Here is a 20,632-nt window from a genome sequence, read left to right on the forward strand (position 1 = left end):
CCCTGTTGGTTTAGGAAGGATTCGAAGATGAATGTAACTGTTGTGCCGGAAGATGTTACTCCCGCCGATATACTCCGCGCGGGGATCGAAGCCGCAAAAGGCCCGGTGTCCCTTGCCTGCTCATTCTCCCTCGAGGACGTGGCGATCATCGACATCGCCCACGAGGCGGGGCTGAAACTCGGCGTCTTCGCCATCGACACCGGCCGCCTCAACGAGGAGACCTACGAAGTGTCGGAGGCGCTCGTCGAGCGGTACCGCCTGAAGATCGACTGGTACTTCCCACGCCACGAGGATGTGGAGCGGCTCGAGCGGGAGAAGGGGCTTTTCTCCTTCCGCGAGTCGCTGGAAAACCGCCACGAGTGCTGCCACATCCGGAAGGTGGAACCGCTGTCCCGGGCGCTGTCGGGGCTGGCCGGATGGGTTACCGGGATGCGCAAAGGGCAGGGGGTAACACGGGGGGGGCTCGCGCCCATCGAGCTAGACGAGCTCAACGGCGGCATCCTCAAGATAAACCCGTTCCTCGCCTGGAACCACGAAGAGGTACTCGCATATACAAAGGAGCGGAACCTGCCGGTGAACCGGCTCCTTACACAGGGTTACTGCTCCATCGGCTGCGCCCCCTGCACCCGCGCCATCAAGCCCGGGGAGGACTGCAGGGCGGGGAGGTGGTGGTGGGAGGATCCAGAAAACAAGGAATGCGGCCTTCACCGCAGGTGAGTGCGACGTCATATTCGCGCCCTTCCGCCGCCGGTTCCTCCTCAGGCTCCTCGACGTAGCGCTGCTACGCCTGCGGGCCATCGGTCGTCGCCGACGACGGAATCATCGCGAATCTGACGCCGCTGCCCGTTATTCGCTTTCTGCGGGGGGCGACGATCTGAGGCAAAATCCGCAGCCCTGGCAATGTCGTTGTAAAGGTCGAGTCCGAAGATTTTCTTTTACCCTTCACTCTTCGAATTTCACCTTTCGACCGAATGGAGAAAAGTATGAGTAACAACCTGACCCACCTGCAGCAGCTCGAAGCCGAGTCGATCCACATCATCCGTGAGGTCGTTGCCGAGTTCTCGAATCCGGTGATGCTCTACTCCATCGGGAAGGACTCGGCGGTGATGCTGCATCTGGCGCGCAAGGCCTTTTACCCGGCGCCGCCTCCGTTTCCGCTGCTCCACGTGGACACCACCTGGAAGTTCCGCGACATGATTACCTTCCGCGATCGGATGGTCGCGGAATGCGGCCTCGAGCTCCTCGTGTATACCAACCAGGACGGGGTCAACCGGGGGGTCACCCCTTTTACACACGGCTCAGCCCTCTATACCGACATCATGAAGACGGAGGGGCTCAAGCAGGCGCTCGACAAGTACAAGTTCGATGCGGCTTTTGGCGGGGCGCGCAGGGACGAGGAGAAATCACGTGCGAAGGAGCGTATCTTCTCCTTCCGCAGCGCGAACCACCGCTGGGACCCGAAGAACCAGCGCCCCGAGCTCTGGAGCCTCTACAACACCCGGGTGAAGCCCGGCGAGAGCATCAGGGTGTTCCCCCTCTCCAACTGGACGGAGCTCGACGTCTGGCAGTACATTCACCTGGAAAACATCCCCATCGTTCCCCTCTACTACGCGGCGGTCAGGCCGGTGGTCGAGCGGGACGGGATGCTCATCATGGTGGACGACGAGCGTCTCGAGCTGAAGCCGGGTGAGACGGTGCAGTACAAGTCGGTCCGGTTCCGGACGCTGGGTTGCTATCCGCTCACCGGCGCTGTCGAGTCTGAGGCCGACACGCTGCCGCAGATCATCCAGGAGATGCTCCTCACCCGCACATCGGAGCGGCAGGGGCGCCTCATCGATCATGATCAGGCGGGAAGCATGGAGAAGAAGAAGCAAGAGGGTTATTTTTAATAGGTCTTATAGGTCCTATAAGTCGTATGGGACCTATAACAAACGAGGCTATATGGCACACCAATCCGAACTGATCGAAAAGGACATCCTGGCGTTTCTAAAGAGCCAGGAGGAGAAGTCGCTCCTGCGCTTCATCACCTGCGGCAGCGTCGACGACGGGAAGAGTACCCTCATCGGGCGTCTTCTCTGGGATTCGAAGATGGTCTTTGAGGACCAGCTGGCGGCGCTCGAGGCCGACAGCAAGAAGGTCGGAACGCAAGGGGGCGCTATCGACTACGCCCTTCTTCTCGATGGCCTGCAGGCCGAGCGGGAGCAGGGGATAACCATCGATGTCGCCTACCGCTTCTTCTCCACCGATCTTCGCAAGTTCATCGTCGCCGACACACCGGGCCACGAGCAATACACCCGCAACATGGTCACCGGCGCTTCCACCGCGAAGGTGGCTGTGATCCTCGTCGATGCCCGCAAGGGACTCCTCACCCAGACCTGCCGCCACAGCTATCTCGTCTCCCTCGTCGGAATCCGCCACGTGCTTCTCGCGGTGAACAAGATGGACCTGATCGGCTTCGATAGGGAAAAGTTCGAGAAGATCGTCGCCGACTACCGCACGTTTGCCGAGCCGCTGGGGTTCACGTCGATCACGGCGATTCCCATCTCGGCGTTGAACGGCGACAACATCATCGAGTCGAGCGACAACACTCCGTGGTACGAGGGTTCGACCCTGATGAAGTACCTCGAGACGGTCCAGGTGGAGGGTGACAACCGCCACCAGCCGTTCCGGCTCCCGGTCCAGTGGGTCAACCGCCCCCACCTCGATTTCCGCGGGTTCTGCGGCACCATCGCCGCCGGAACGATCAGGCCCGGCGACGAAGTTCGGGTCGCTTCCTCGGGACGTACGAGCCGTGTCGCCCGTATCGTCACGATGGGGGGTGATCTGGCGGAGGGGGTTGCAGGACAGGCGGTGACGGTCACCCTCAGCGATGAGATCGACATCAGCCGGGGCGACATGCTTACCCCGACCGATGCGCCCCCCCTCCATACCCGTCATCCGGAGGCACACCTGGTCTGGCTTCACGACGAACCGCTCCAGCCTGGGCAGCTCTACCTTGTGAAGACTGCCTCGGCGGTGACTCCCGGGAGGGTGACGGCTGTCCACTACGGGGTCGACGTGAATACCCTCGAGCAGAAGCAGGTGACGACCCTAGGGCTGAACGGCATCGGCGTCGTCCGGCTGGAGCTCGACCGCCCCGTGTCGTTCGACCCGTATCGGCAGAACCGCGAGACCGGAAGCTTCATTCTCATCGACCGCTACACCAACGCCACGGTTGCAGCCGGGATGGTCATCTCCGCGCCCGTCGATCCTGACGCGGTGGAGGTTACCCGGTTCGTGCCGGAGAAGGTGCACTGCGAGGAAACCGCACCCACCCGTTTCAGCCTCAGTGAGGCCTCGATCAGCGCAGGGGGGGGCGTCGACCTCACCGCCGAGGGGTGTGCCATCGAGTTCGAGATCTCCCCGGGCTTCATCGATCACCTGGGCAGGGGGAACAGGGTCCTCTTCAGGCTCAACGAGCTTGCACAGCTCCCCGCAGTAGCGCTCCTTGCATTCGAGCACCGTCTCTCGTTCGAATTCGACCGCACCCCCGACGGTCTCAGCATCCTTTTATACAGGCGGGGGATCAAACCTTCGGGCACCCTTTACGCAGATGACGGCACCGGGATCTGACGCTTCAGAAAAACTCGGAACCCGTGTTCTGGTGCTGGGCAGGTGGAGCCCTGGCGGTGAACCCGCGAAGTAGGCTGTATGCCGGCGCGGAAACCGCTCCACCGACCCCATGGTCCACAATCTTGAGCGTTCAACCTGACGGATCAGGCTTCCCTGATCCATCTTTTTTTCAAGGCCGCCAACTTTTTCCCTTGACGGATGAGGGCAAATCCATTATTGATATAATCCATAGCCTTTGTAGAAATATGCCTGCCCCTAACAGGCATTTATTTGTACCGCGTAGTCTACCAAATCTATAGACAAAGCAAGGAGGGTATGATGAAAAGGATCGCCAATGTCATTCTGGCAGCAGCTGTAGCTCTCGGTGTATCTCTCCCCGCGGCAGCCTCTGCGGACACCACGCTTCTCAACGTTTCATACGATCCGACCCGCGAACTGTATACCGACATCAACAAGGCGTTTGCCCAGCAGTGGCAGAAAAAGACAGGGCAAAAGCTCACCGTCAAGCAGTCCCACGGCGGCTCCGGGAAGCAGGCCCGGGCCGTCATCGACGGTCTCGAAGCCGATGTGGTGACGCTGGCACTCGCGTACGACATTGATGCCATCGCCCAGAAGGGGCTGATCAAGCAGGGCTGGCAGAAGGAGTTGCCTCACAACAGCTCTCCGTACACATCTACAATCGTCTTCCTCGTGCGGAAGGGAAATCCCAAGAAGATCAAGAACTGGAACGACCTGGTAAAACCGGGTGTATCCGTTATCACTCCCAACCCCAAGACATCCGGCGGGGCCCGCTGGAACTACCTTGCCGCCTGGGCCTTCGCGCTTCACGAAAAGGGTGGTACCGAGGCCAAAGCCAGGGAGTTCGTGACGAAGCTCTTCAGGAATGTGCCGGTCCTCGATTCCGGCGCTCGCGGCTCCACCAACACCTTCGTCCAGCGCGGCCTTGGAGATGTCCTCCTTGCATGGGAGAACGAAGCGTTCCTTGCCATCAACGAACTGGGCCCGGACAAGTTCGAGGTGGTTACCCCCTCTGAAAGCATTCTCGCCGAGCCTCCCGTTACCGTCATCGACAAGGTCGTTGACAAGCGAGGCACCCGGAAGGTTGCCGAAGAGTACCTGAAGTTCCTTTACACCGACGAGGGGCAGAGGATTGCAGCCAAGCACTACTATCGTCCTATCAACAGCAAGATTCCCACGAAGCTGGCAAAAGTGAAGCTCTATACCATAGATCAGGCGTTCGGCGGCTGGCAGAAAGCCCAGAAGACGCACTTCGCCGACGGGGGCGTGTTTGACAAGATCTACAGCGCCGGGAAATGATTCCACGGGGACAGCTAAAGCTGTCCCGTCTAACCATGAGTATGTGGAAGCGTGATCCCGAGCAAGAGGAAACGCAATGGCGATGAAACCTAAATTCCCGACGAAAGCTGATGTCATAGCCCGCACCCCCGATCCGGCTGTCCGCGAGATGCTGAAGCACATGGAGCAGGCGGGGATCGAGACGGCTTTCGACCGTTTCGATGCGCAGAAACCCCACTGCGGGTTCGGCCTCGCCGGGACGTGCTGCAAGAACTGCCACATGGGACCGTGCCGAATCACGCCCAAGAGCCCGCGAGGCGTCTGCGGCGCCGATGCCCACCTCATCGCCGCCCGGAACATCCTTCGCTGGACCGCCGCCGGGGCTGCCGCCCACGGCGCACGGGGGCGCGAGGTTATGCTTGCCCTCAAGGGGGCGGCGGAAGGAACCCTCGACCTCCCGATCCTCGGCCCGGAGAAGGTCGTCGCTACTGCCAAGTCATTCGGCATTTACGACGAGAAGAAATCGGTCCAGGAACTGTCAGGAGAGATATCCCTGATACTTCTCGAAGACCTCTGCCGCACGATCCCCGGACCGTACCGCACCCTGGAGGCACTGGCGCCACCCGAACGGCTTCAGGTCTGGAAGGAGCTTGACATCCTGCCGGTAGGCGCCTATCACGAAATATTCGAGGCGCTCCATCGCACCACCACCGGCACCGACGGCGATTGGGAGAACACCGCGCGGCAGGTCCTGCGCTGCGGTCTGGCCTTCGCCTGGAGCAGCGTCGTGGGGTCATCCATCGCCATGGACTGCCTGTACGGGCTTCCCAAGCGGAGCCGCGTTACCACCAACCTCGGCGCGATCACGGAAGGTTCGGTCAATATCGCGGTGCATGGCCACTCTCCCGTGCTTGTCGCCGCCATCGTGAAGGCAGCCCGGCGCTCGGACCTACTCGATGCCGCGACCGATGCAGGCGCTTCGGGAATCCGGCTCTACGGGATCTGCTGCTCCGGTCATTCGGCCCTCGCCAAGTTCGGGGATATCACCCCGCTTACCAATGCCGTCGGGGCTGAACTGGCCCTTGCCACCGGCGCCGTCGATCTGTGGGTGGCCGACGTCCAGGACGTCTTCCCCGGCATCATGGACGTGGCGGCATGCTTCCATACCCGCGTCGTCACCACGAGCGATTCCGCGAGGCTTCCCGGCGCCGAGCACATCGCCTTCGATCATCACCATTCCAATCTCGACCAGGCGGACGACCTGGCGGAACGGATCGTCCGGCGCGGAATCGGGGCGTTCGGCCTCCGGCAGCAGGGGAAGGTCTTCATTCCGAAAGCCCGGATGGACGCGGAGGTTGGTTTTTCCGTCGAAAAAATCCTTGCCACGTTCGGCAGTGGCGAGGTGCTGGTAGAGCACCTTAAGAGCGGCCGCATCCGCGGTGTTGTCAACCTGGTCGGGTGCAACAACCCCAAGGTCCTCTACGAGGAGACCATCGTGAAGGTGGCGGACGAACTGATCGCCCACGACGTGCTCCCCCTCACCAACGGCTGTGCCGCCTACGCGCTCCTCAAACTCGGCTTCTGCCTTCCCGAAGGTCTCGAAGGGGCAGGGGAGGGGCTCAACGCCGCGCTGGGCGAGCATGGTCTTCCTCCCGTCTGGCACATGGGTGAATGCCTCGACAACGCCCGGGCTTCAGCTTTCTTCCGCACCATTGCCGCAGCCACGGGGGAGCCGCTGAAAAAGCTGCCCTTGGCGTTTTCAAGTCCCGAGTGGTCCAACGAGAAGGGTATCGGGGCGGCCATGGGGTTTCGCCTGCTGGGGCTCAATTCGTACCACTGCGTCGCCCCGCCGATCTCCGGATCCGACAAGCTCTCACGGTTTTTTTACGAGGACACCCGGGAGTTGCTCGGAGCGGTGATGGTCGTTGACCCCGACCCTGTCGCGCTTGCCCGTCAAATTGTCGCCGATTTCGATGCACGCCGCGCCGGTCTCGGCTGGAAAGTTCCAGTCCCGCCGTCAGAGAAACGGCTGTCGGTGCTGCAGCACGAAAAACAACACGCTCACGCCCACCTTCACGGGCACAGCCATACCCACGAGGAGGATCATCATGATTAAGGCACTGCTTCACGGATCGAAGGCTGCGGTTGCTTCGGCAGCACTACTCGCTGCATTGCAAGTTTTCGGAGGGGTTGCCCGGGCAGCCGATATCCCTACGCTGAAGATCGGCTACCTTCCCCTTACCCATTCGATGGCCGTAGTGGTTGCTGACAAACTGAATACAGGGAAATACCGCAACGTGAAGCCTGAACTGGTGAAGTTCAGTTCATGGCCGGAACTTCTCGATGCGTTTAACTCGGGCAAAATCCAGGCTGCCTCCGAGCTGATGGCCCTCGCCCTCGCCGGAGCGGAGCGGGGCGTTCCCGGCTCGGTTGTGGCATTGAGTCACCGTCATGGCGACATCCTTACCGTGGCGAAGGACGTCAAGTCGGTCCGTGAGCTGAAGGGAAAGCGGGTGGCGATCCCCCACCGGATGTCCGTCCACAACATCCTCCTTTCCCAGGCCCTGAAAAAGGAAGGGCTTACCTTGAAGGACGTTCAGTGGATCGAGATGCCGCCTCCCGACATGCCTGCCGCCCTTGCACGGGGTGACATCAAGGGATTCATCGTTGCGGAGCCGTTCGGTACGAAGGCGATACAGGCAGGGTTCGGGAAGAAACTCCTCAATGCCAAAGATATCTGGCCCGACTACATCTGCTGCGCGCTCGTGCTCAACCCGTCGTTCAAGAAGAAATACCCGGCGGCTGCCAAGGAGTACATCGACAGCTTCACCGCCGCCGGCAGGTTCATCGACGCCAACCGCGGGGAAGCCATCAGGATCGCCCGGCAGTACATGAACATCGACGAGAAGGTTTTCGTTCAGTCCCTTACCCATGACGTGACCTACTCGGACCTTCGCCTCAAGCGCGGAGAGGTGGAGCAGCTGCAGAAATACGCCCTCGAGCTGAACCTGCTGAAAAAGCCGGTGAACCTCGACAGCCTCCTCGATACCACGTTCGTGGCTGCGCCTGCGAAGAAAGGCAAAAAGTGAAAACCGCTATCCGCACCATACTCCTGCCCGCCGTCACGTTCCTGGTCGTGCTGGCGGCGTGGCACGGAGCCTCCATCCTACAGCTCTACCCGGAGCACCTTTTCCCGTCACCGCTCACGGTAGCAAAGGGTGCGGAGGAAATTTTCAAGACCGGGGAACTGTGGCAGAACGTCTGGGTAAGCCTTCTGCGGTTCGCCGCGGGCTACGGGGCCGCCGCCTTCCTCGCGCTGCCGCTGGGGCTTCTCTTCGGCAGGTGCCTTCTGCTCTGGAGTGCCGTCGACCCGCTGATCCAGGTTCTGAGGCCCGTTTCCCCCATCGCCTGGTTCCCGCTCATAAGCCTCTGGTTCGGGATCGGGAACCTGCCTGCGGTGGTCATCATTTTCCTTGCTGCGTTTTACCCGATTCTCCTGACTACCGTAGCGGCGGTTAAGAACGTACCCCCGGTGTACCTCAAGGTGGCGAAGAACCTGGGGGCGTCGCGGCGGAAGGTGCTGTGGGATGTGATAGTCCCGGCCGCCTTCCCCCAAATCACCGTGGGGTTGCATATCGCCATCGGCGCGGCCTGGGTGTTTCTCGTGGCGGGCGAGATGCTGGGTGTCCGCTCGGGACTCGGCTACCTCATCATCGACAGCCGGAACAACCTTCGCACCGATCTCGTCATCGTCGGCATCATCTTCATCGGGGTATCCGGCCTCGTCATCGACCGGCTCATGGGACTTGCGGAGCGGTGGGTGAAACGGCAGTGGGGTGCGGCATGACGGCGAATCCATTGGTGAAGATACGTCTGGAAGGGGTAGAGAAGCGGTTTACCTCCGCCGGCGGAAGCGAGCAGACGGCGCTTTCCCGACTGGACCTGGAAATCCGCTCCGGGGAGTTCGTCTGCCTCGTCGGGCCCAGCGGCTGCGGGAAGACGACGCTCATCAACCTGCTTGCCGGATTCGAAAAGCCCTCCGAGGGGAGCGTTACCATCGACGGGCGGCCGGTTGCGGGTCCCGATCCGGACCACATCATGATCTTCCAGGATTACGGGCTCTATCCCTGGAAGACGGTACTCGGCAATGTCCTCTTCGGGCTGCAGTCCCGCAGGGTTCCGGTGGCCGAGGCACGGGAGCGGGCACTGGCCGCCCTGGATCTCGTCGGTTTGCGGCAGTCGGCGGAGAAGCACCCTCATGAGCTCTCGGGGGGGATGAAGCAACGCGTTGCCATTGCCCGTGCACTGGCCGTGGAGCCGAGCGTCCTTTTCATGGATGAGCCCTTCGCGGCACTCGACGCGTTCACGAGGCTGCACCTGCAGGACGAGCTGCTCCGGATATGGCAGGAGAAGCGCCCCACCGTTGTCTTCGTCACCCATGATCTCGACGAAGCCATTGCCCTCGGGCAACGGGTAGTGCTCATGGCGCCGTTTCCCGGAAGAATACAGCGTGTCCTCGACGTGAGCCTGCCGTATCCTCGGGAGCGCACCCGGGAAGACTTCGCGGTTGTGCGCCGGGAACTGTTCAACGAGTTCCATCTCGTGCACCAGCAGGCGTCAAGCAGCGATTACGCAATTTGAAACAGCTAGCAAGGCAGGAGAGGATAACCGTGAAAGTACGTGACAGCGGCATGCCCGAAGAGGAAATGTGGTCGACCTTTTTCGATCCCTCCTCCATTTTGAGCACGTTGGGGTTTTCAGCCGATACAGGCGATATAGTGGAATTCGGGTGCGGCTATGGGACCTTCACGCTTCCGGCGGCAGCTCTTGTTTCGGGAACGGTCAGTGCCTTCGACATCGAGCCTGAGATGGTTGCAACAGTACGTAAAAAGTGCCGCGCGCAGGGTATCCGCAACGTAGCTGCCGAAGTCCGGGATTTCGTTGCCGATGGGACGGGGCGCGATGACGATTCACAGGACGGAGTGCTCCTTTTCAATATCCTTCACCACGAGGAGCCGGTTCAGCTCATGCGGGAAGCCTGTCGGATCGTCCGCCCGGGTGGCGTGGTTGCCGTGATTCACTGGAATTACGACCCTTCCACGCCGCGGGGGCCGGCAATGGAGATACGGCCGAAGCCGGAACAATGCATTTCGTGGGGAGTGGCTGTGGGGTTCGACCGTGAAAACATCATCTCTTTCCATCTCCCGCCGTATCATTACGGCCTGCTTTTCAGAAAAAGCAGTCGCTGAGGTCTCGACATGGCGAAAAAATCACCGTCTTCCGTTCTTCCGGGTTTCGGCCCGACAATGGGGTACACGATATTCTATCTCAGCATCATCGTGCTCATACCTCTTTCCGCCCTCGTTATCAAGAGCGCCGGACTCTCCTGGAGTGACTTTGTCGAAGCTGTCGCCTCACCCCGCGTTATCGCATCCTACAGGGTGACGTTCGGGGCCGCACTCCTGGCTGCCCTCGTCAATGCCGTTTTCGGCGTTCTCGTGGCGTGGGTGTTGGCCCGGTACCACTTTCCGGGGAAGCGGCTCGTCGATGCGCTCGTCGATCTTCCTTTCGCACTCCCCACCGCCGTTGCCGGGATAACGCTTGCGACCGTATATTCACCCAACGGCTGGATCGGGCGCTACCTCGACCCCCTCGGAATCAAGGTTGCGTTCACGCCCCTTGGCATTCTCGTTGCCATGACGTTCATAGGGCTTCCTTTCGTGGTGCGGACCGTACAGCCGGTGATCGAGGAAATGGAGAGCGAGATCGAGGAGGCTTCCGCCTGCCTCGGGGCGAGCCGCTGGCAGACCTTCAGCCGCGTGTTGTTCCCGCTTCTGCTCCCATCGATCCTGACCGGATTCGCTCTCGCATTCGCGCGCGCGGTGGGGGAGTATGGGTCGATCATCTTCATTGCCGGCAACATGCCGATGGTTTCGGAGATAACGCCTCTCATCATAATCACCAAGCTGGAGCAGTACGACTATCAAGGGGCGACGGCGGTGGCGTCGGTGATGCTGGGGGCGTCGTTTCTGTTGCTGCTCGTCATCAACCTGCTGCAACGGTGGAGTCGCAGGTTTGCGGAGTAGTGGATGGTTGCGCTCATCTTCCGCCCATCTTCGCTTCGCACTCGATCGCGCGATCCTCGACGTAGCTCCGCTACGCCTGCGGTCTCGCTCACTCGGTGCAAAACGAATCTGGCCGAAATCTGCGCGCAATAAGGTTTAACCACACAAGATGAACCAGGAGCTTTAGCTGTTGGCGGTTCCGAGGAGATGGTGGAGGCTCGGTAGTGGAGGGAAAAGCCGGAGCTACGAGCGGACGCCGCCGAGCGTTGAGCGGAGGCTGCGAGGTAAGTGTTAGCGTAGAGCGCGGTGAAGCGGGCGTCGGTGCAGGTCCGCAGCTCCGGGTCGACCTGAACGAACGAGAATCCGCCATCTCCGCCTCCGGCGCCAAGTCAAAGAATTATGAGTCTTCGCCATCTCCGTCCTCCGCCGAGTCGAGGGTTGAAGTGAAAGAACGAAAGTGGGGTTTGAAGTGAAAGCAAACAGACCGAAAGAACTGACCGAACCGGCGGTAATCCGCTGGCTTCTCACCGCGGTGGCGCTTCTGTTCCTGGGGCTGATTCTTTTCCTTCCGCTGGCGGCGGTATTCAGTCAGGCATTCGAGAAGGGGTGGGATACCTACGTTGCCGCACTGCGGGAGCCGGACACCCTGTCGGCCATCAAGCTGACGCTCGTCACGGCGGCGGTGGCGGTTCCTCTCAACCTCTTTTTCGGGGTTGTAGCTGCGTGGGCCATCGCCAAATTCACGTTTCGGGGGAAGCAGTTTCTCATCACGCTCATCGATTTGCCGTTTTCCGTGTCGCCGGTCATCTCCGGCCTCATCTACGTGCTCCTCTTCGGGCTCCAGGGGTGGCTCGGACCCTGGCTTTCGGCGCACGACATCAAGATCATTTTCGCCGTGCCGGGGATCATCCTTGCCACCATCTTCGTCACCTTTCCTTTCGTAGCCCGTGAGCTGATCCCGCTTATGGAGGCCCAGGGGAAAGAGGAGGAAGAGGCCGCCATGGTGCTGGGTGCTACGGGGCTGCAGACCTTTTTCCGTGTGACCCTTCCCAATATCCGCTGGGGCATCATCTATGGGGTAATCCTCTGCAACGCCCGGGCCATGGGGGAATTCGGTGCCGTCTCCGTCGTTTCGGGCCACATCCGGGGGAGCACCAACACAATCCCCCTCCATGTCGAGATCCTCTACAACGAATACAACTACACGGCTGCCTTTGCGGTGGCTTCGCTGCTTGCCTTTCTCGCTCTCGTGACGCTCGGCGTCAAGACCGTGGCTGAATGGAAGATGAAGGAGAACCTGTCATGAGTATCGCAATCGAAGGGGTCAACAAGCATTTCGGCGTGTTCCACGCTCTCAAGGATGTCACTCTCACCATCCCGTCGGGGGAGCTCGTGGCGCTCCTCGGGCCTTCCGGGTCGGGAAAGACGACGCTTCTGCGTATGATAGCCGGACTCGATTCCGCCGACAGCGGGAGGATCCTTTTCAACGGAGAGGATACAACGAAGCGCCACGTGCGGGAGCGCCAGGTCGGGTTCGTGTTTCAGCACTACGCGCTGTTCCGCCACATGACGGTCTTCGAGAACGTTGCCTTCGGCCTTAAGGTCCGCGCCCGTTCAGCAAGACCCCCGAACGGGGAGATCAGGGAGAGGGTGATGAACCTCCTTCGGCTCGTTCAGCTCGAAGTGCTGGCGGACCGCTACCCTGCGCAGCTCTCGGGTGGGCAGCGCCAGCGGATAGCGCTCGCGCGGGCTCTCGCGGTCGAGCCCCAGGTTCTCCTCCTCGACGAGCCGTTCGGCGCCCTCGACGCCAAGGTGCGTGCGGAGCTTCGCCGCTGGCTGCGCCAACTCCACGACGAGATCCACGTGACGAGCGTCTTCGTCACCCACGACCAGGAGGAGGCCCTCGAGGTGGCCGACAGGGTCGTCGTGATGAACGAAGGGCGCGTCGAGCAGATGGGGACCCCCGACGAGGTGTACGAGCACCCGGCGAACCCCTTCGTCCTCAACTTTCTCGGAAACGTCAATCTCTTCCACGGCCGGGTCCATAACGGACAGGCTACCCTCGGCGGGATGACTCTGGAGGCGCCGGAACACTTCGGAGCCGAGAATACTCCGGCCGTCGGGTACGTCCGCTCCCACGACATCGTCGTAGAGCGACTCCCTTCCGATGATTCGAGCCTGGAGGCGGAGGTGGTGCATATCCAGGCGGTGGGTCCGTCGGTCCGGGTAGAGCTTTCGCTTCGCGAAACTACTGAAACCATGGAGGCTGAGCTCACTCGGGAAGCGTACCAGGAACTCGCTCTCGAGAAGGGGGAACAGGTTTTCGTCAGACCGCGGAAGGTGAGGGTTTTCGTGGAGGATTATCAGATTTAGGAAAGAGGTTTGGGACTGATGGCTGGCGGAGGCTTTCGTAGATAAGGTACGCAAGGCACCTCTACAAAGCGGTGCCTTGTCTCTTTTTCAGCATCTTCCACTTACTTCTTCTCAGTAAAGGTGACGTACGCTTCCCGAAGTCTCAACAGATGTTTCCTGATGTAGGATTCGCTCAATCTGTCCTTGTTGTAGAATACACGCTCCAGGTTAAAAGCCGTTTCTGGCCGAATGCCGATTGGCGTTCCCAGAAAATTCAGACTGCCTTCTCCCGCTATCTCCGTTTCCTGCTCGTAGCTGAAATTCTCGGTGCCCCGCACCTGCACCAGTCGTGGCTTCATGTCCCGCCGCGGCGTCAGAGGGATTTCGAGCTGGATGCCTCCGGCCTGATGAGACCTTCCGTCGGCTGCTTCAGAGTTCTTGTAGAAGACGGTGATTGCGGTGTCTCCGAAGAACCGTTTCAACTCCACTACCGCCCCCCTGTCTTCTGGGAAGAATTTTCCCGCTGTTCCTTCCAGGCATGTATCGAATTGAGAGAAGTAGTACCTGTATCCAGCAAGGTACGATTCCATTCGTCTGCTTCCTCTGGCGTTCTCGCCGTAAAGCTGGATCAGCCTGAAGCGGTGCTTTCCTGCGCCGGGTGTCCACATCGCCTCGTTGAGGGTGCCGTAAAGGTTGTGCACCACCATCCCCGCCCCCAGGTTGAGCATCAGCGTGGACACCGGCTTGAGCGCCTGGAAAAGCATGAGGCGGTCCAGCTGACTGTCTTTGCGATCGTTGCGGAACGCTCTTCCTGTATCGAAATTCCGGCTCCATGTAAGAGGGATGTCCGCTCGTGCATCAATTACTCCACCCTTCCAGGTGTTGATGAAGAGTTCGGGTTTGAGCGACAGAAGGTAATCAAAAGAGCTCACTTCCGTTCCCAGGTACGTTCTGAGCCCTGGCTGGATCATTAGGCTTGAGGTGAGCCAGGATGGGTTGCCGGGGCTGGTGTATTGTACGTCACCATCTTCCTCAATTTCCGGAGTCACCTTCAGGGAACTCTGGAGTCTTCCGGGGGAAGCGCTTTTCATAAAGGAGGCAAACGCTTCCAGAGGTGCCGAAATCTGGAGAATGCATATCCCTTTTTTCTTTACGATGAGACGCAGGGTCGAGAATCCTGCAGGAACAATATCCGTTGTGGTTCCTAGAACAACGCCGAGTCCATCGAGCTCGTTGTGGTTGAAAATGTTGTTTTCATATTCCACTACCAGTAGATCCGATCCACGTGTACCGACACGCACGTTCTGAAAGCCGTATTCGGTAAGCCGCGCCTGGAGGTTTGCAGCTGTCCCAAAGTGTGCTGACGGGGCTGCGTCTGTAGAGGGTGTGGTTATCTCGGTGGTGGGAACTGCTGAGATTTCCGGGGGGTGGGCTGCGGGTGTCTGGGGTAGCGGCTTGAGTGCGGCTGCGCTTTTTGTCCGGTCGGTTCCGATGGGGAACTGCATTCCGATTGCAAAGTCCGGACGCTCCGGACGGTGGCTGAAATTTGTTTTGGCGGTGATCTGAAGGTTCACCGGGTACCCGAAAAGGTGGGGTGTAACCAGGCGCAGCCCCCCATGGAACTCCTCTGCGTCGTACTCGCCGATACCATACAGCCAGTCAAAGGCTTTGGCCTCTATGCCGCCGAAGAATCCCTCCATTCTGTCAGGGCCCGTGCCGTATCCCGCTGTCAGACGCAGTATCGACACCTGTTTGCTGGCGACTCCGTACCAGGTGTTGAGTTTCTTCGCATCGTGCTGATCCTTCTTTCCGCCAGTCACATCCTGAACACCCAGTGCCAGTTGAGGAAGCCAGCTATCCTCCGGTATAAAAGGCATCTTCAGCTTGGCGTTCCCCGAAAGATCCGAGATGTACCGTGATGTGTCACTAGGTGCTTCCGTAAAGCGGGCTGTCAATTCGAGAAAGGGAAGGAGGCCGAAGGATACGAGATAGTTGTCCTGATGGTCGATAGCACCGCGCCACTTGCGTTCTTTCTGGTTTGAATAGAGAAGGTATACCTTTCCCTCCTCCGTCACTTCGGCAGTGGGTATGTTCAGGAGCCCGGTGAAGCCCTGCATTGACAGGGCGTTGTGGAATTCCTCTGCTTTCGGTTCGGTAGTGTTGAGAAAGAAAACTGTGAAGGATAGAAAGCAGAGCAGTATCCGCAACAGATCGATCTTCATGACAGGTCCTTAGCCCCGGTTTATTAACATGGCTTATTGGCGGGCACTATTGCACAAGAGGAGCCCAAAATCAAGTCGGGTCAGTACCCGGTGAGCAATCATATCTGCCGTTAAGGAGTCTCTTTCAGAAGAACCATGTAGGCGCTCGGCAGATGATGGAAGTGCCGTATGAAACCCGGTATCAAGTTGTACTGGTAGCCGCCGATACGATACACACGAAAAAAAGTACTGTATGTGGGGATCGATGGGAAAGGTTCTTCTCGACAACCTGAAGGCAGGAATGGTGCTTGCGAGCGATGTCCACGACCGCACCGGTCGGTTGCTGCTCGGTGCCGGTTCGGAGCTTTCCGAGAAGCATCTTCACATCTTCCGCACATGGGGGGTCGCGGAGGTCGAGATTACCGGCGTTGATACCGCCGATAGCACCTCGATTCTCCCCTCCGATGTAACACAGGAAGAGCTTGAGGCGGCCGAACGGGAACTTGCACCCCTTTTTCGCCTGGCGGGGGGACATCCCGCCATGAGGGAACTTCTGCGCCTGGCAGCGATACGGAGGGTTCTGCATGTCCGGTGATGCAGCAATATCGGTCGAATCCGTTGTAGAGCAGACCAAGACTGTATACTCTCTCCCCTTTTTCTACGAACGCCTCAACGAGACGATAAACCACCCCCGCAGTTCCATCGCCGACATTGCAAAGATCATGACGGAGGATCAGGGGCTTACCGCCCGGATACTCAAGCTGGCTAACAGCCCGATGTTCGGCTACTACTCAAAGGTCGACTCTATCAGCAAGGCCCTTACGATCATCGGGACTCAGCAGTTGCGGGACCTTGCCCTTGCCGGTTCGGTAATAAAGCTGTTCCGCGGGATCCCGGAAGAACTGATAAGCATGGCTTCCTTCTGGCAGCACAGCATTGCTTGCGGCATCGTCGCCCGTTGCCTGGCTGCCTATCTGCGGGAGAGCAACGTAGAGAGGTTTTTCGTCGCCGGCATTCTTCATGACGTGGGGCAGCTAGCGATGTGCACGACTATCCCCGAGACGGTGCGGGACATCTTCGAGACCAGCCGAAAGACAGAGAAGCTTTATCATGTTGCGGAGTACGAATGGCTTGGCTTTGATCACTCCGAAGTAGGTGGTGCACTTTTTCGCGCATGGAAGATCCCGTCCAGCATCATAGAGCCGGTAGCCTGTCACCATGCGCCGTGCAGGGCCGCCACATTTCCGTTGGAAGCCGCCGTGATCCACTTGTCCGACATAATCTGCCAGGGGATCGGATTCGGCCACAGCGCCGAATGGTTTGTTTGCAGTCTGGATGAGAATGCTTGGAACAGGCTGGGGATGCCGGTGAGCGTACTTTCGACGGTCCTGAAACAGGCCGAGCCGCAGATCGAAGAGACGTTTTCGATTCTGACGGAGGACCAATGACCGGCGAGGGCGCTTCTACCTCCGTCCAATTCCTCCAGGAGCGTGTCGAGTACCTGGAGGAGATGAATCGCAGGTACATGTCGATACTCGACATGCTCACCTCCAGCGGCGACTATCATGGCGAACTCGCCCGCGCCCAGGATACTCCCGGAATATTTCACGCCACCCTGAACCAGGTGCGCCGCCTTCTTCCTTTCGGTACCATGGGATGTTTGGAATCCCTTGATGACGGAAGCTTCGACCTTTCGGCCTGTTTACCGGAAGATTGCAGTGAGTCGCTGCAGCAGGAGGTGGATCGGAAGATACTGGACGGCACTTTCGCGTGGGCCCTCAACCGTAACCAGGCTATTCTTCTTCCGCTGGACGACAGCCGAAACCTGCTTCTGCACGTAATAGCGACACGTTCGCGGATTCGCGGAATGTTCGCCGGTATTCTTCCCCAGGCATCTGCATCGGTGGACGCCGCTGCGCTCAATGCCCTTTCCATAGTCTTCTATACGTGCTCTCATGCCCTCGAAAGCACCATGCTTTATAATCTCCTTCGCCAGAATATGGTCAACCTGGAGGAACGTGTAGAGGAGCGGACGCGCGAGCTCGAAGTGGCGCGTCGTCAGGCTGAGGCGGCCAATACCGCAAAAAGCGAGTTCCTTGCAAACATGAGCCATGAGATCCGGACGCCGATGAACGGTGTTATCGGAATGACTGAACTACTTCTCGAAGGGGGACTTCCACCTGAGCAGGAGCGGCAGTATCTTCGGATCATCAAGGATTCGGCTGACAATCTGATGCTCATCATAAATGACCTCCTTGACCTTTCAAAGATAGAGGCGGGTAAGCTGGAGCTGGACAAAGCGCCCTTCATGCTCCGCACGACGGTAGGAAGCCTTCTGCGATGCCTTGCGGCGCGGGCGGGACAGAAGGGTGTCGAACTAGTCTTCACCCCCGAGGCGGCTGTTCCGGACCGGTTGATAGGCGACGGCGCACGGCTTCGCCAGGTGCTGATAAACCTCGTCGGAAATGCCATAAAGTTCAGCGACAGGGGGGAGATCGAGACGTCCGTCAGGGTTGCGGAGAGCGAAGGCAGCCTTCGTCTCCACTTCTCCGTTACGGACCAGGGCATCGGTATCGCTCCGGAAGCCTGCTCACGTATATTCAACGTCTTCGAGCAGGCGGATTCCTCCACTGCAAAGAGCTTCGGCGGGACAGGGCTAGGGTTGGCGATCTGCAGGCGGCTCGTGGAGTTGATGGGGGGGGAGATATGGGTCGAGAGCCGGGTCGGTGTCGGGAGCACCTTTCATTTCACCGTCACCGTGGAGCCGGAAGAATGCTGTACCTCTGATGGCATCGTCACTACTGTGCAGGGGAAACGGGTACTTGTCGCCGACAGAACGGGACAGAACCGGAACATGCTCGCCTCCTTCATGACAGGCTGGGGGATGTGTCCGTTAACGGCCGGGAGCATAGCGGAGGTGATGCATGCCGTACAACAGCACCGGGAGTCCCTCGATCTCGTTCTCATAGATCTGCAGTTGCCTGGAGTGGAGCAGCTTGATGCATTGTGGGACCGGGTGAACCTGCCGATGATCCTTATGGGTAGCGCAGCTAATGCAGGGAGAGGAGAGACGCTTCAGCGGCGGAAATGCTCGGCGTACCTGGCGAAACCAATCGTTCATGACGAACTGCGCGAGACCCTGGAAATGCTCTTTTCGAAGGGGGACGAGGCACAACTTTTACCCGAGTCGGACCGCTCCGGCCATCAGTTGCCCTCGTTATCCATCCTGGTGGCTGATGATGTTGAAGCAAATCGTGAGCTGGCAAGAGCAATACTGGAGAAGAACGGACATCGTGTGACTCTTGTTCCCAGCGGTCGGGAGGCCATCGAAGTGACTGAGACCATAGACTTCGATGTAGTGCTTATGGACGTACAGATGCCGGAAGTCGACGGCCTTGAGGCCACCAGAACCATCAGGCGGCGTGAGGCCGGCAACGGTGGACATCTCCCCATTCTTGCATTGACGGCGTACGCAGCGAGGGATGACAGGGAAAAATGCATCGCAGCAGGTATGGACGGTTATGTGTCCAAACCCTTCAAGGCGGAGGAGTTGCTGAGCGCCGTAGCTTCGCACTGTGGCCGTTCAATTTCTCTTGTCGAGTCACCGCCGGTTGTTTCCAGAGAAGTTGAGGTCGAGGGGGAACATCTGGCCATATTCGACCGTTGTGGGCTGCTATCCCGCCTGGGCGGGCAGGAAACTCTTTTCCCCCGTTTTATCGGCCTGTTCCGGACAGGAGTCGCGGAACGATGGGAAAAGTTGTCGGAGGCCGCCCAGCGCAAGGACGGAGAAGAAATGCGGGTGCACAGCCATTCCATCAAGGGGGTTGCGGCCAACATCGGAGCCTCACGGGTTGCCGATGTGGCGAGTCGTATAGAGAAAGCGGTTCTCGCCAATGAACTGCCTGAAGCCTTGTCACTCCTTCCCGCACTCCGCAGCGAACTCGATGCGTTCGCGCGGGTTACCGAGGAGATCATGCCATGACTGCCGTCTGCATACTCATTGTCGATGATGAGCCTTTGAACCGGGAGTTGTTAGCAACAATGCTGAGCGACGGCGCACAGACGCTCCATGCTGCCGACGGGCAGGAGGCGCTGGATGTCCTGGCTGCTAATCCCGGAGTGGATCTGATTCTCCTCGATCTGGAGATGCCTCGCATGGACGGGTATGAGACCCTTCAGGTGTTGAAGAAACATCCGGTCTGGAGGGACATACCGGTGATAGTAATAACCGCTAGCAGTAATGATGTGAAGCGTACGCTGGCGTTGGGAGCCAATGATTTCCTTCCGAAACCGTGCGATGTCGAGGAACTGCAACTGCGGGTAAGGAATCATGTCAGGTCGAAAAAGCTTCTCGATCTGACCAAGGATGTGAATGTGGTCCTTGAACGGGAAGTAGCCCATAAAACCGCAGCCCTGCAGAGTGCGCTCGATTTCTCCCGTGCAACCGAATATGAGATAAGCCTTCGACTGGGCCGGACGGCTGAGTTTCGCGACCTCGAAACCGGCATGCACACCCGCCGGATCAGCGAGATGGCAGATGCGCTAGGGACCTTGGCGGGGCTGCCTGCTGAGGAATGCAAAGTGCTCCGGTACGCCGCTCCGCTTCATGATGTGGGGAAGGTAGGGATTCCCGATCGTATACTTCTGAAACCGGGAAGGCTGGACGAGCAGGAATTTGAAATAATGAAACTGCACACGCAGATCGGCGGCAAAATTCTCGCCCATGCAGAAAAATATCCGGTGTTGGACGCGGGACGTATTATCGCGCTTCAGCATCATGAAAAATGGGACGGAACGGGATATCCGTTAGGATTGAAGGGAGAGGGAATCCACCTTTACGGCCGCATAGTGATGGTGGTTGACGTATTTGACGCCCTTTGTTCCGCCCGCCCCTACAAAAAACCCTTCACACTGGAACACACCATAGGGATCCTGAAAAAGGAGAGTGGAATCTTTTTCGATCCGGCTCTTTTGCAGCTGTTTCTGGATAATTTGGAGCAGTTCGTGGTTATCCGGCGGGAGCTTGAGGATACTATGGAGGTGCAATCAATCTCACCGGCGGCCTCGGGGGCTAAATGGATGGCCGGCGGATAATGGAAAGGAGAA

17 protein-coding genes are annotated in these 20,632 nt (G+C 59.1%); 16 read left to right on the forward strand and 1 reads right to left on the reverse strand.

Annotated elements, in window-relative coordinates:
• Nucleotides 1-27: 27 nt before the first annotated feature.
• From CFB04_RS02535 to CFB04_RS02590, 12 genes are all read left to right on the forward strand, one after another.
• Entirely contained in the window at nt 28-717 is a 690-nt protein-coding gene (locus CFB04_RS02535; protein WP_088533818.1) for a phosphoadenylyl-sulfate reductase, read from the forward strand.
• Nucleotides 718-971: 254 nt separating this feature from the next.
• Nucleotides 972-1,889 carry a sulfate adenylyltransferase subunit CysD gene (cysD, locus tag CFB04_RS02540; protein ID WP_088533819.1) on the forward strand — a complete coding sequence of 306 codons (918 nt, stop codon included), beginning with the start codon at nt 972-974 and terminating at the stop codon, nt 1,887-1,889.
• Nucleotides 1,890-1,941: 52 nt separating this feature from the next.
• Nucleotides 1,942-3,612: a sulfate adenylyltransferase subunit CysN gene (gene cysN / locus CFB04_RS02545; RefSeq protein ID WP_088533820.1), complete on the forward strand. Its 1,671-nt coding sequence runs from the start codon at nt 1,942-1,944 to the stop codon at nt 3,610-3,612.
• A gap of 318 nt (nt 3,613-3,930) precedes the next feature.
• The gene (locus CFB04_RS02550; protein ID WP_197692607.1) at nt 3,931-4,929 is read left to right on the forward strand and encodes a sulfate ABC transporter substrate-binding protein; all 999 of its coding nucleotides are present in this window, start codon (nt 3,931-3,933) and stop codon (nt 4,927-4,929) included.
• Nucleotides 4,930-5,005: 76 nt separating this feature from the next.
• Nucleotides 5,006-7,024 carry an anaerobic carbon-monoxide dehydrogenase catalytic subunit gene (gene cooS / locus CFB04_RS02555; protein WP_088533822.1) on the forward strand — a complete coding sequence of 673 codons (2,019 nt, stop codon included), beginning with the start codon at nt 5,006-5,008 and terminating at the stop codon, nt 7,022-7,024.
• Nucleotides 7,017-7,997 (forward strand): ABC transporter substrate-binding protein, encoded by a 981-nt coding sequence (locus CFB04_RS02560; protein WP_088533823.1) that lies wholly within the window; start codon nt 7,017-7,019, stop codon nt 7,995-7,997. The genes cooS and CFB04_RS02560 overlap by 8 nt, the downstream gene beginning before the upstream one ends.
• Complete coding sequence (locus CFB04_RS02565; RefSeq protein ID WP_197692554.1) at nt 7,994-8,755, forward strand: ABC transporter permease; 762 nt, start codon at nt 7,994-7,996, stop codon at nt 8,753-8,755. Before CFB04_RS02560 ends, CFB04_RS02565 begins: the two co-directional genes overlap by 4 nt.
• Nucleotides 8,752-9,549, forward strand: a complete 798-nt coding sequence (locus CFB04_RS02570) for an ABC transporter ATP-binding protein (RefSeq protein WP_088533824.1) — start codon at nt 8,752-8,754, stop codon at nt 9,547-9,549. Before CFB04_RS02565 ends, CFB04_RS02570 begins: the two co-directional genes overlap by 4 nt.
• Nucleotides 9,550-9,578: 29 nt before the next feature.
• Nucleotides 9,579-10,157, forward strand: a complete 579-nt coding sequence (locus CFB04_RS02575) for a class I SAM-dependent methyltransferase (RefSeq protein ID WP_088533825.1) — start codon at nt 9,579-9,581, stop codon at nt 10,155-10,157.
• A gap of 9 nt (nt 10,158-10,166) precedes the next feature.
• Nucleotides 10,167-10,994, forward strand: a complete 828-nt coding sequence (gene cysT / locus CFB04_RS02580) for a sulfate ABC transporter permease subunit CysT (protein WP_088533826.1) — start codon at nt 10,167-10,169, stop codon at nt 10,992-10,994.
• A 448-nt stretch (nt 10,995-11,442) separates the two neighbouring features.
• Entirely contained in the window at nt 11,443-12,279 is an 837-nt protein-coding gene (cysW, locus tag CFB04_RS02585; RefSeq protein WP_172825425.1) for a sulfate ABC transporter permease subunit CysW, read from the forward strand.
• Nucleotides 12,276-13,346 carry a sulfate/molybdate ABC transporter ATP-binding protein gene (locus CFB04_RS02590; protein WP_088533827.1) on the forward strand — a complete coding sequence of 357 codons (1,071 nt, stop codon included), beginning with the start codon at nt 12,276-12,278 and terminating at the stop codon, nt 13,344-13,346. Before cysW ends, CFB04_RS02590 begins: the two co-directional genes overlap by 4 nt.
• Before the next feature lie 101 nt (nt 13,347-13,447).
• On the opposite strand, the gene CFB04_RS02595 is transcribed toward CFB04_RS02590, so the two are convergent.
• Nucleotides 13,448-15,547 carry a YjbH domain-containing protein gene (locus CFB04_RS02595; RefSeq protein ID WP_088533828.1) on the reverse strand — a complete coding sequence of 700 codons (2,100 nt, stop codon included), beginning with the start codon at nt 15,545-15,547 and terminating at the stop codon, nt 13,448-13,450.
• Nucleotides 15,548-15,791: 244 nt separating this feature from the next.
• Here CFB04_RS02595 and CFB04_RS02600 point away from each other — a divergent pair, with 244 nt between their 5' ends.
• From CFB04_RS02600 to CFB04_RS02615, 4 genes are read left to right on the forward strand one after another with little or no spacing between them, the layout of a single operon-like run.
• Complete coding sequence (locus CFB04_RS02600; RefSeq protein ID WP_088533829.1) at nt 15,792-16,121, forward strand: hypothetical protein; 330 nt, start codon at nt 15,792-15,794, stop codon at nt 16,119-16,121.
• On the forward strand, nt 16,111-16,974 hold the full coding sequence (locus CFB04_RS02605; RefSeq protein WP_088533830.1) for an HDOD domain-containing protein: 864 nt from the start codon (nt 16,111-16,113) through the stop codon (nt 16,972-16,974). The genes CFB04_RS02600 and CFB04_RS02605 overlap by 11 nt, the downstream gene beginning before the upstream one ends.
• Nucleotides 16,971-19,508 carry a hybrid sensor histidine kinase/response regulator gene (locus CFB04_RS02610; protein ID WP_088533831.1) on the forward strand — a complete coding sequence of 846 codons (2,538 nt, stop codon included), beginning with the start codon at nt 16,971-16,973 and terminating at the stop codon, nt 19,506-19,508. The genes CFB04_RS02605 and CFB04_RS02610 overlap by 4 nt, the downstream gene beginning before the upstream one ends.
• Complete coding sequence (locus tag CFB04_RS02615) at nt 19,505-20,620, forward strand: HD-GYP domain-containing protein (RefSeq protein ID WP_088533832.1); 1,116 nt, start codon at nt 19,505-19,507, stop codon at nt 20,618-20,620. Before CFB04_RS02610 ends, CFB04_RS02615 begins: the two co-directional genes overlap by 4 nt.
• Nucleotides 20,621-20,632: the final 12 nt, after the last annotated feature.

The organism is Geobacter sp. DSM 9736 (assembly GCF_900187405.1).
Lineage (GTDB): Bacteria > Desulfobacterota > Desulfuromonadia > Geobacterales > Geobacteraceae > DSM-9736.

What these genes read in the sequence shown, in the direction of transcription:
- CFB04_RS02590 (WP_088533827.1), top strand. Translation starts at nt 12,276, where the DNA reads ATGAGTATCGCAATCGAAGGGGTCAACAAGCATTTCGGCGTGTTCCAC.
- CFB04_RS02600 (WP_088533829.1), top strand. Translation starts at nt 15,792, where the DNA reads ATGGGAAAGGTTCTTCTCGACAACCTGAAGGCAGGAATGGTGCTTGCG.
- cysT (WP_088533826.1), top strand. Translation starts at nt 10,167, where the DNA reads ATGGCGAAAAAATCACCGTCTTCCGTTCTTCCGGGTTTCGGCCCGACA.
- CFB04_RS02595 (WP_088533828.1), bottom strand. Translation starts at nt 15,547, where the DNA reads ATGAAGATCGATCTGTTGCGGATACTGCTCTGCTTTCTATCCTTCACA.
- CFB04_RS02570 (WP_088533824.1), top strand. Translation starts at nt 8,752, where the DNA reads ATGACGGCGAATCCATTGGTGAAGATACGTCTGGAAGGGGTAGAGAAG.
- cooS (WP_088533822.1), top strand. Translation starts at nt 5,006, where the DNA reads ATGGCGATGAAACCTAAATTCCCGACGAAAGCTGATGTCATAGCCCGC.
- CFB04_RS02560 (WP_088533823.1), top strand. Translation starts at nt 7,017, where the DNA reads ATGATTAAGGCACTGCTTCACGGATCGAAGGCTGCGGTTGCTTCGGCA.
- CFB04_RS02535 (WP_088533818.1), top strand. Translation starts at nt 28, where the DNA reads ATGAATGTAACTGTTGTGCCGGAAGATGTTACTCCCGCCGATATACTC.
- cysD (WP_088533819.1), top strand. Translation starts at nt 972, where the DNA reads ATGGAGAAAAGTATGAGTAACAACCTGACCCACCTGCAGCAGCTCGAA.
- CFB04_RS02615 (WP_088533832.1), top strand. Translation starts at nt 19,505, where the DNA reads ATGACTGCCGTCTGCATACTCATTGTCGATGATGAGCCTTTGAACCGG.
- cysN (WP_088533820.1), top strand. Translation starts at nt 1,942, where the DNA reads ATGGCACACCAATCCGAACTGATCGAAAAGGACATCCTGGCGTTTCTA.
- CFB04_RS02610 (WP_088533831.1), top strand. Translation starts at nt 16,971, where the DNA reads ATGACCGGCGAGGGCGCTTCTACCTCCGTCCAATTCCTCCAGGAGCGT.
- CFB04_RS02550 (WP_197692607.1), top strand. Translation starts at nt 3,931, where the DNA reads ATGAAAAGGATCGCCAATGTCATTCTGGCAGCAGCTGTAGCTCTCGGT.
- CFB04_RS02605 (WP_088533830.1), top strand. Translation starts at nt 16,111, where the DNA reads ATGTCCGGTGATGCAGCAATATCGGTCGAATCCGTTGTAGAGCAGACC.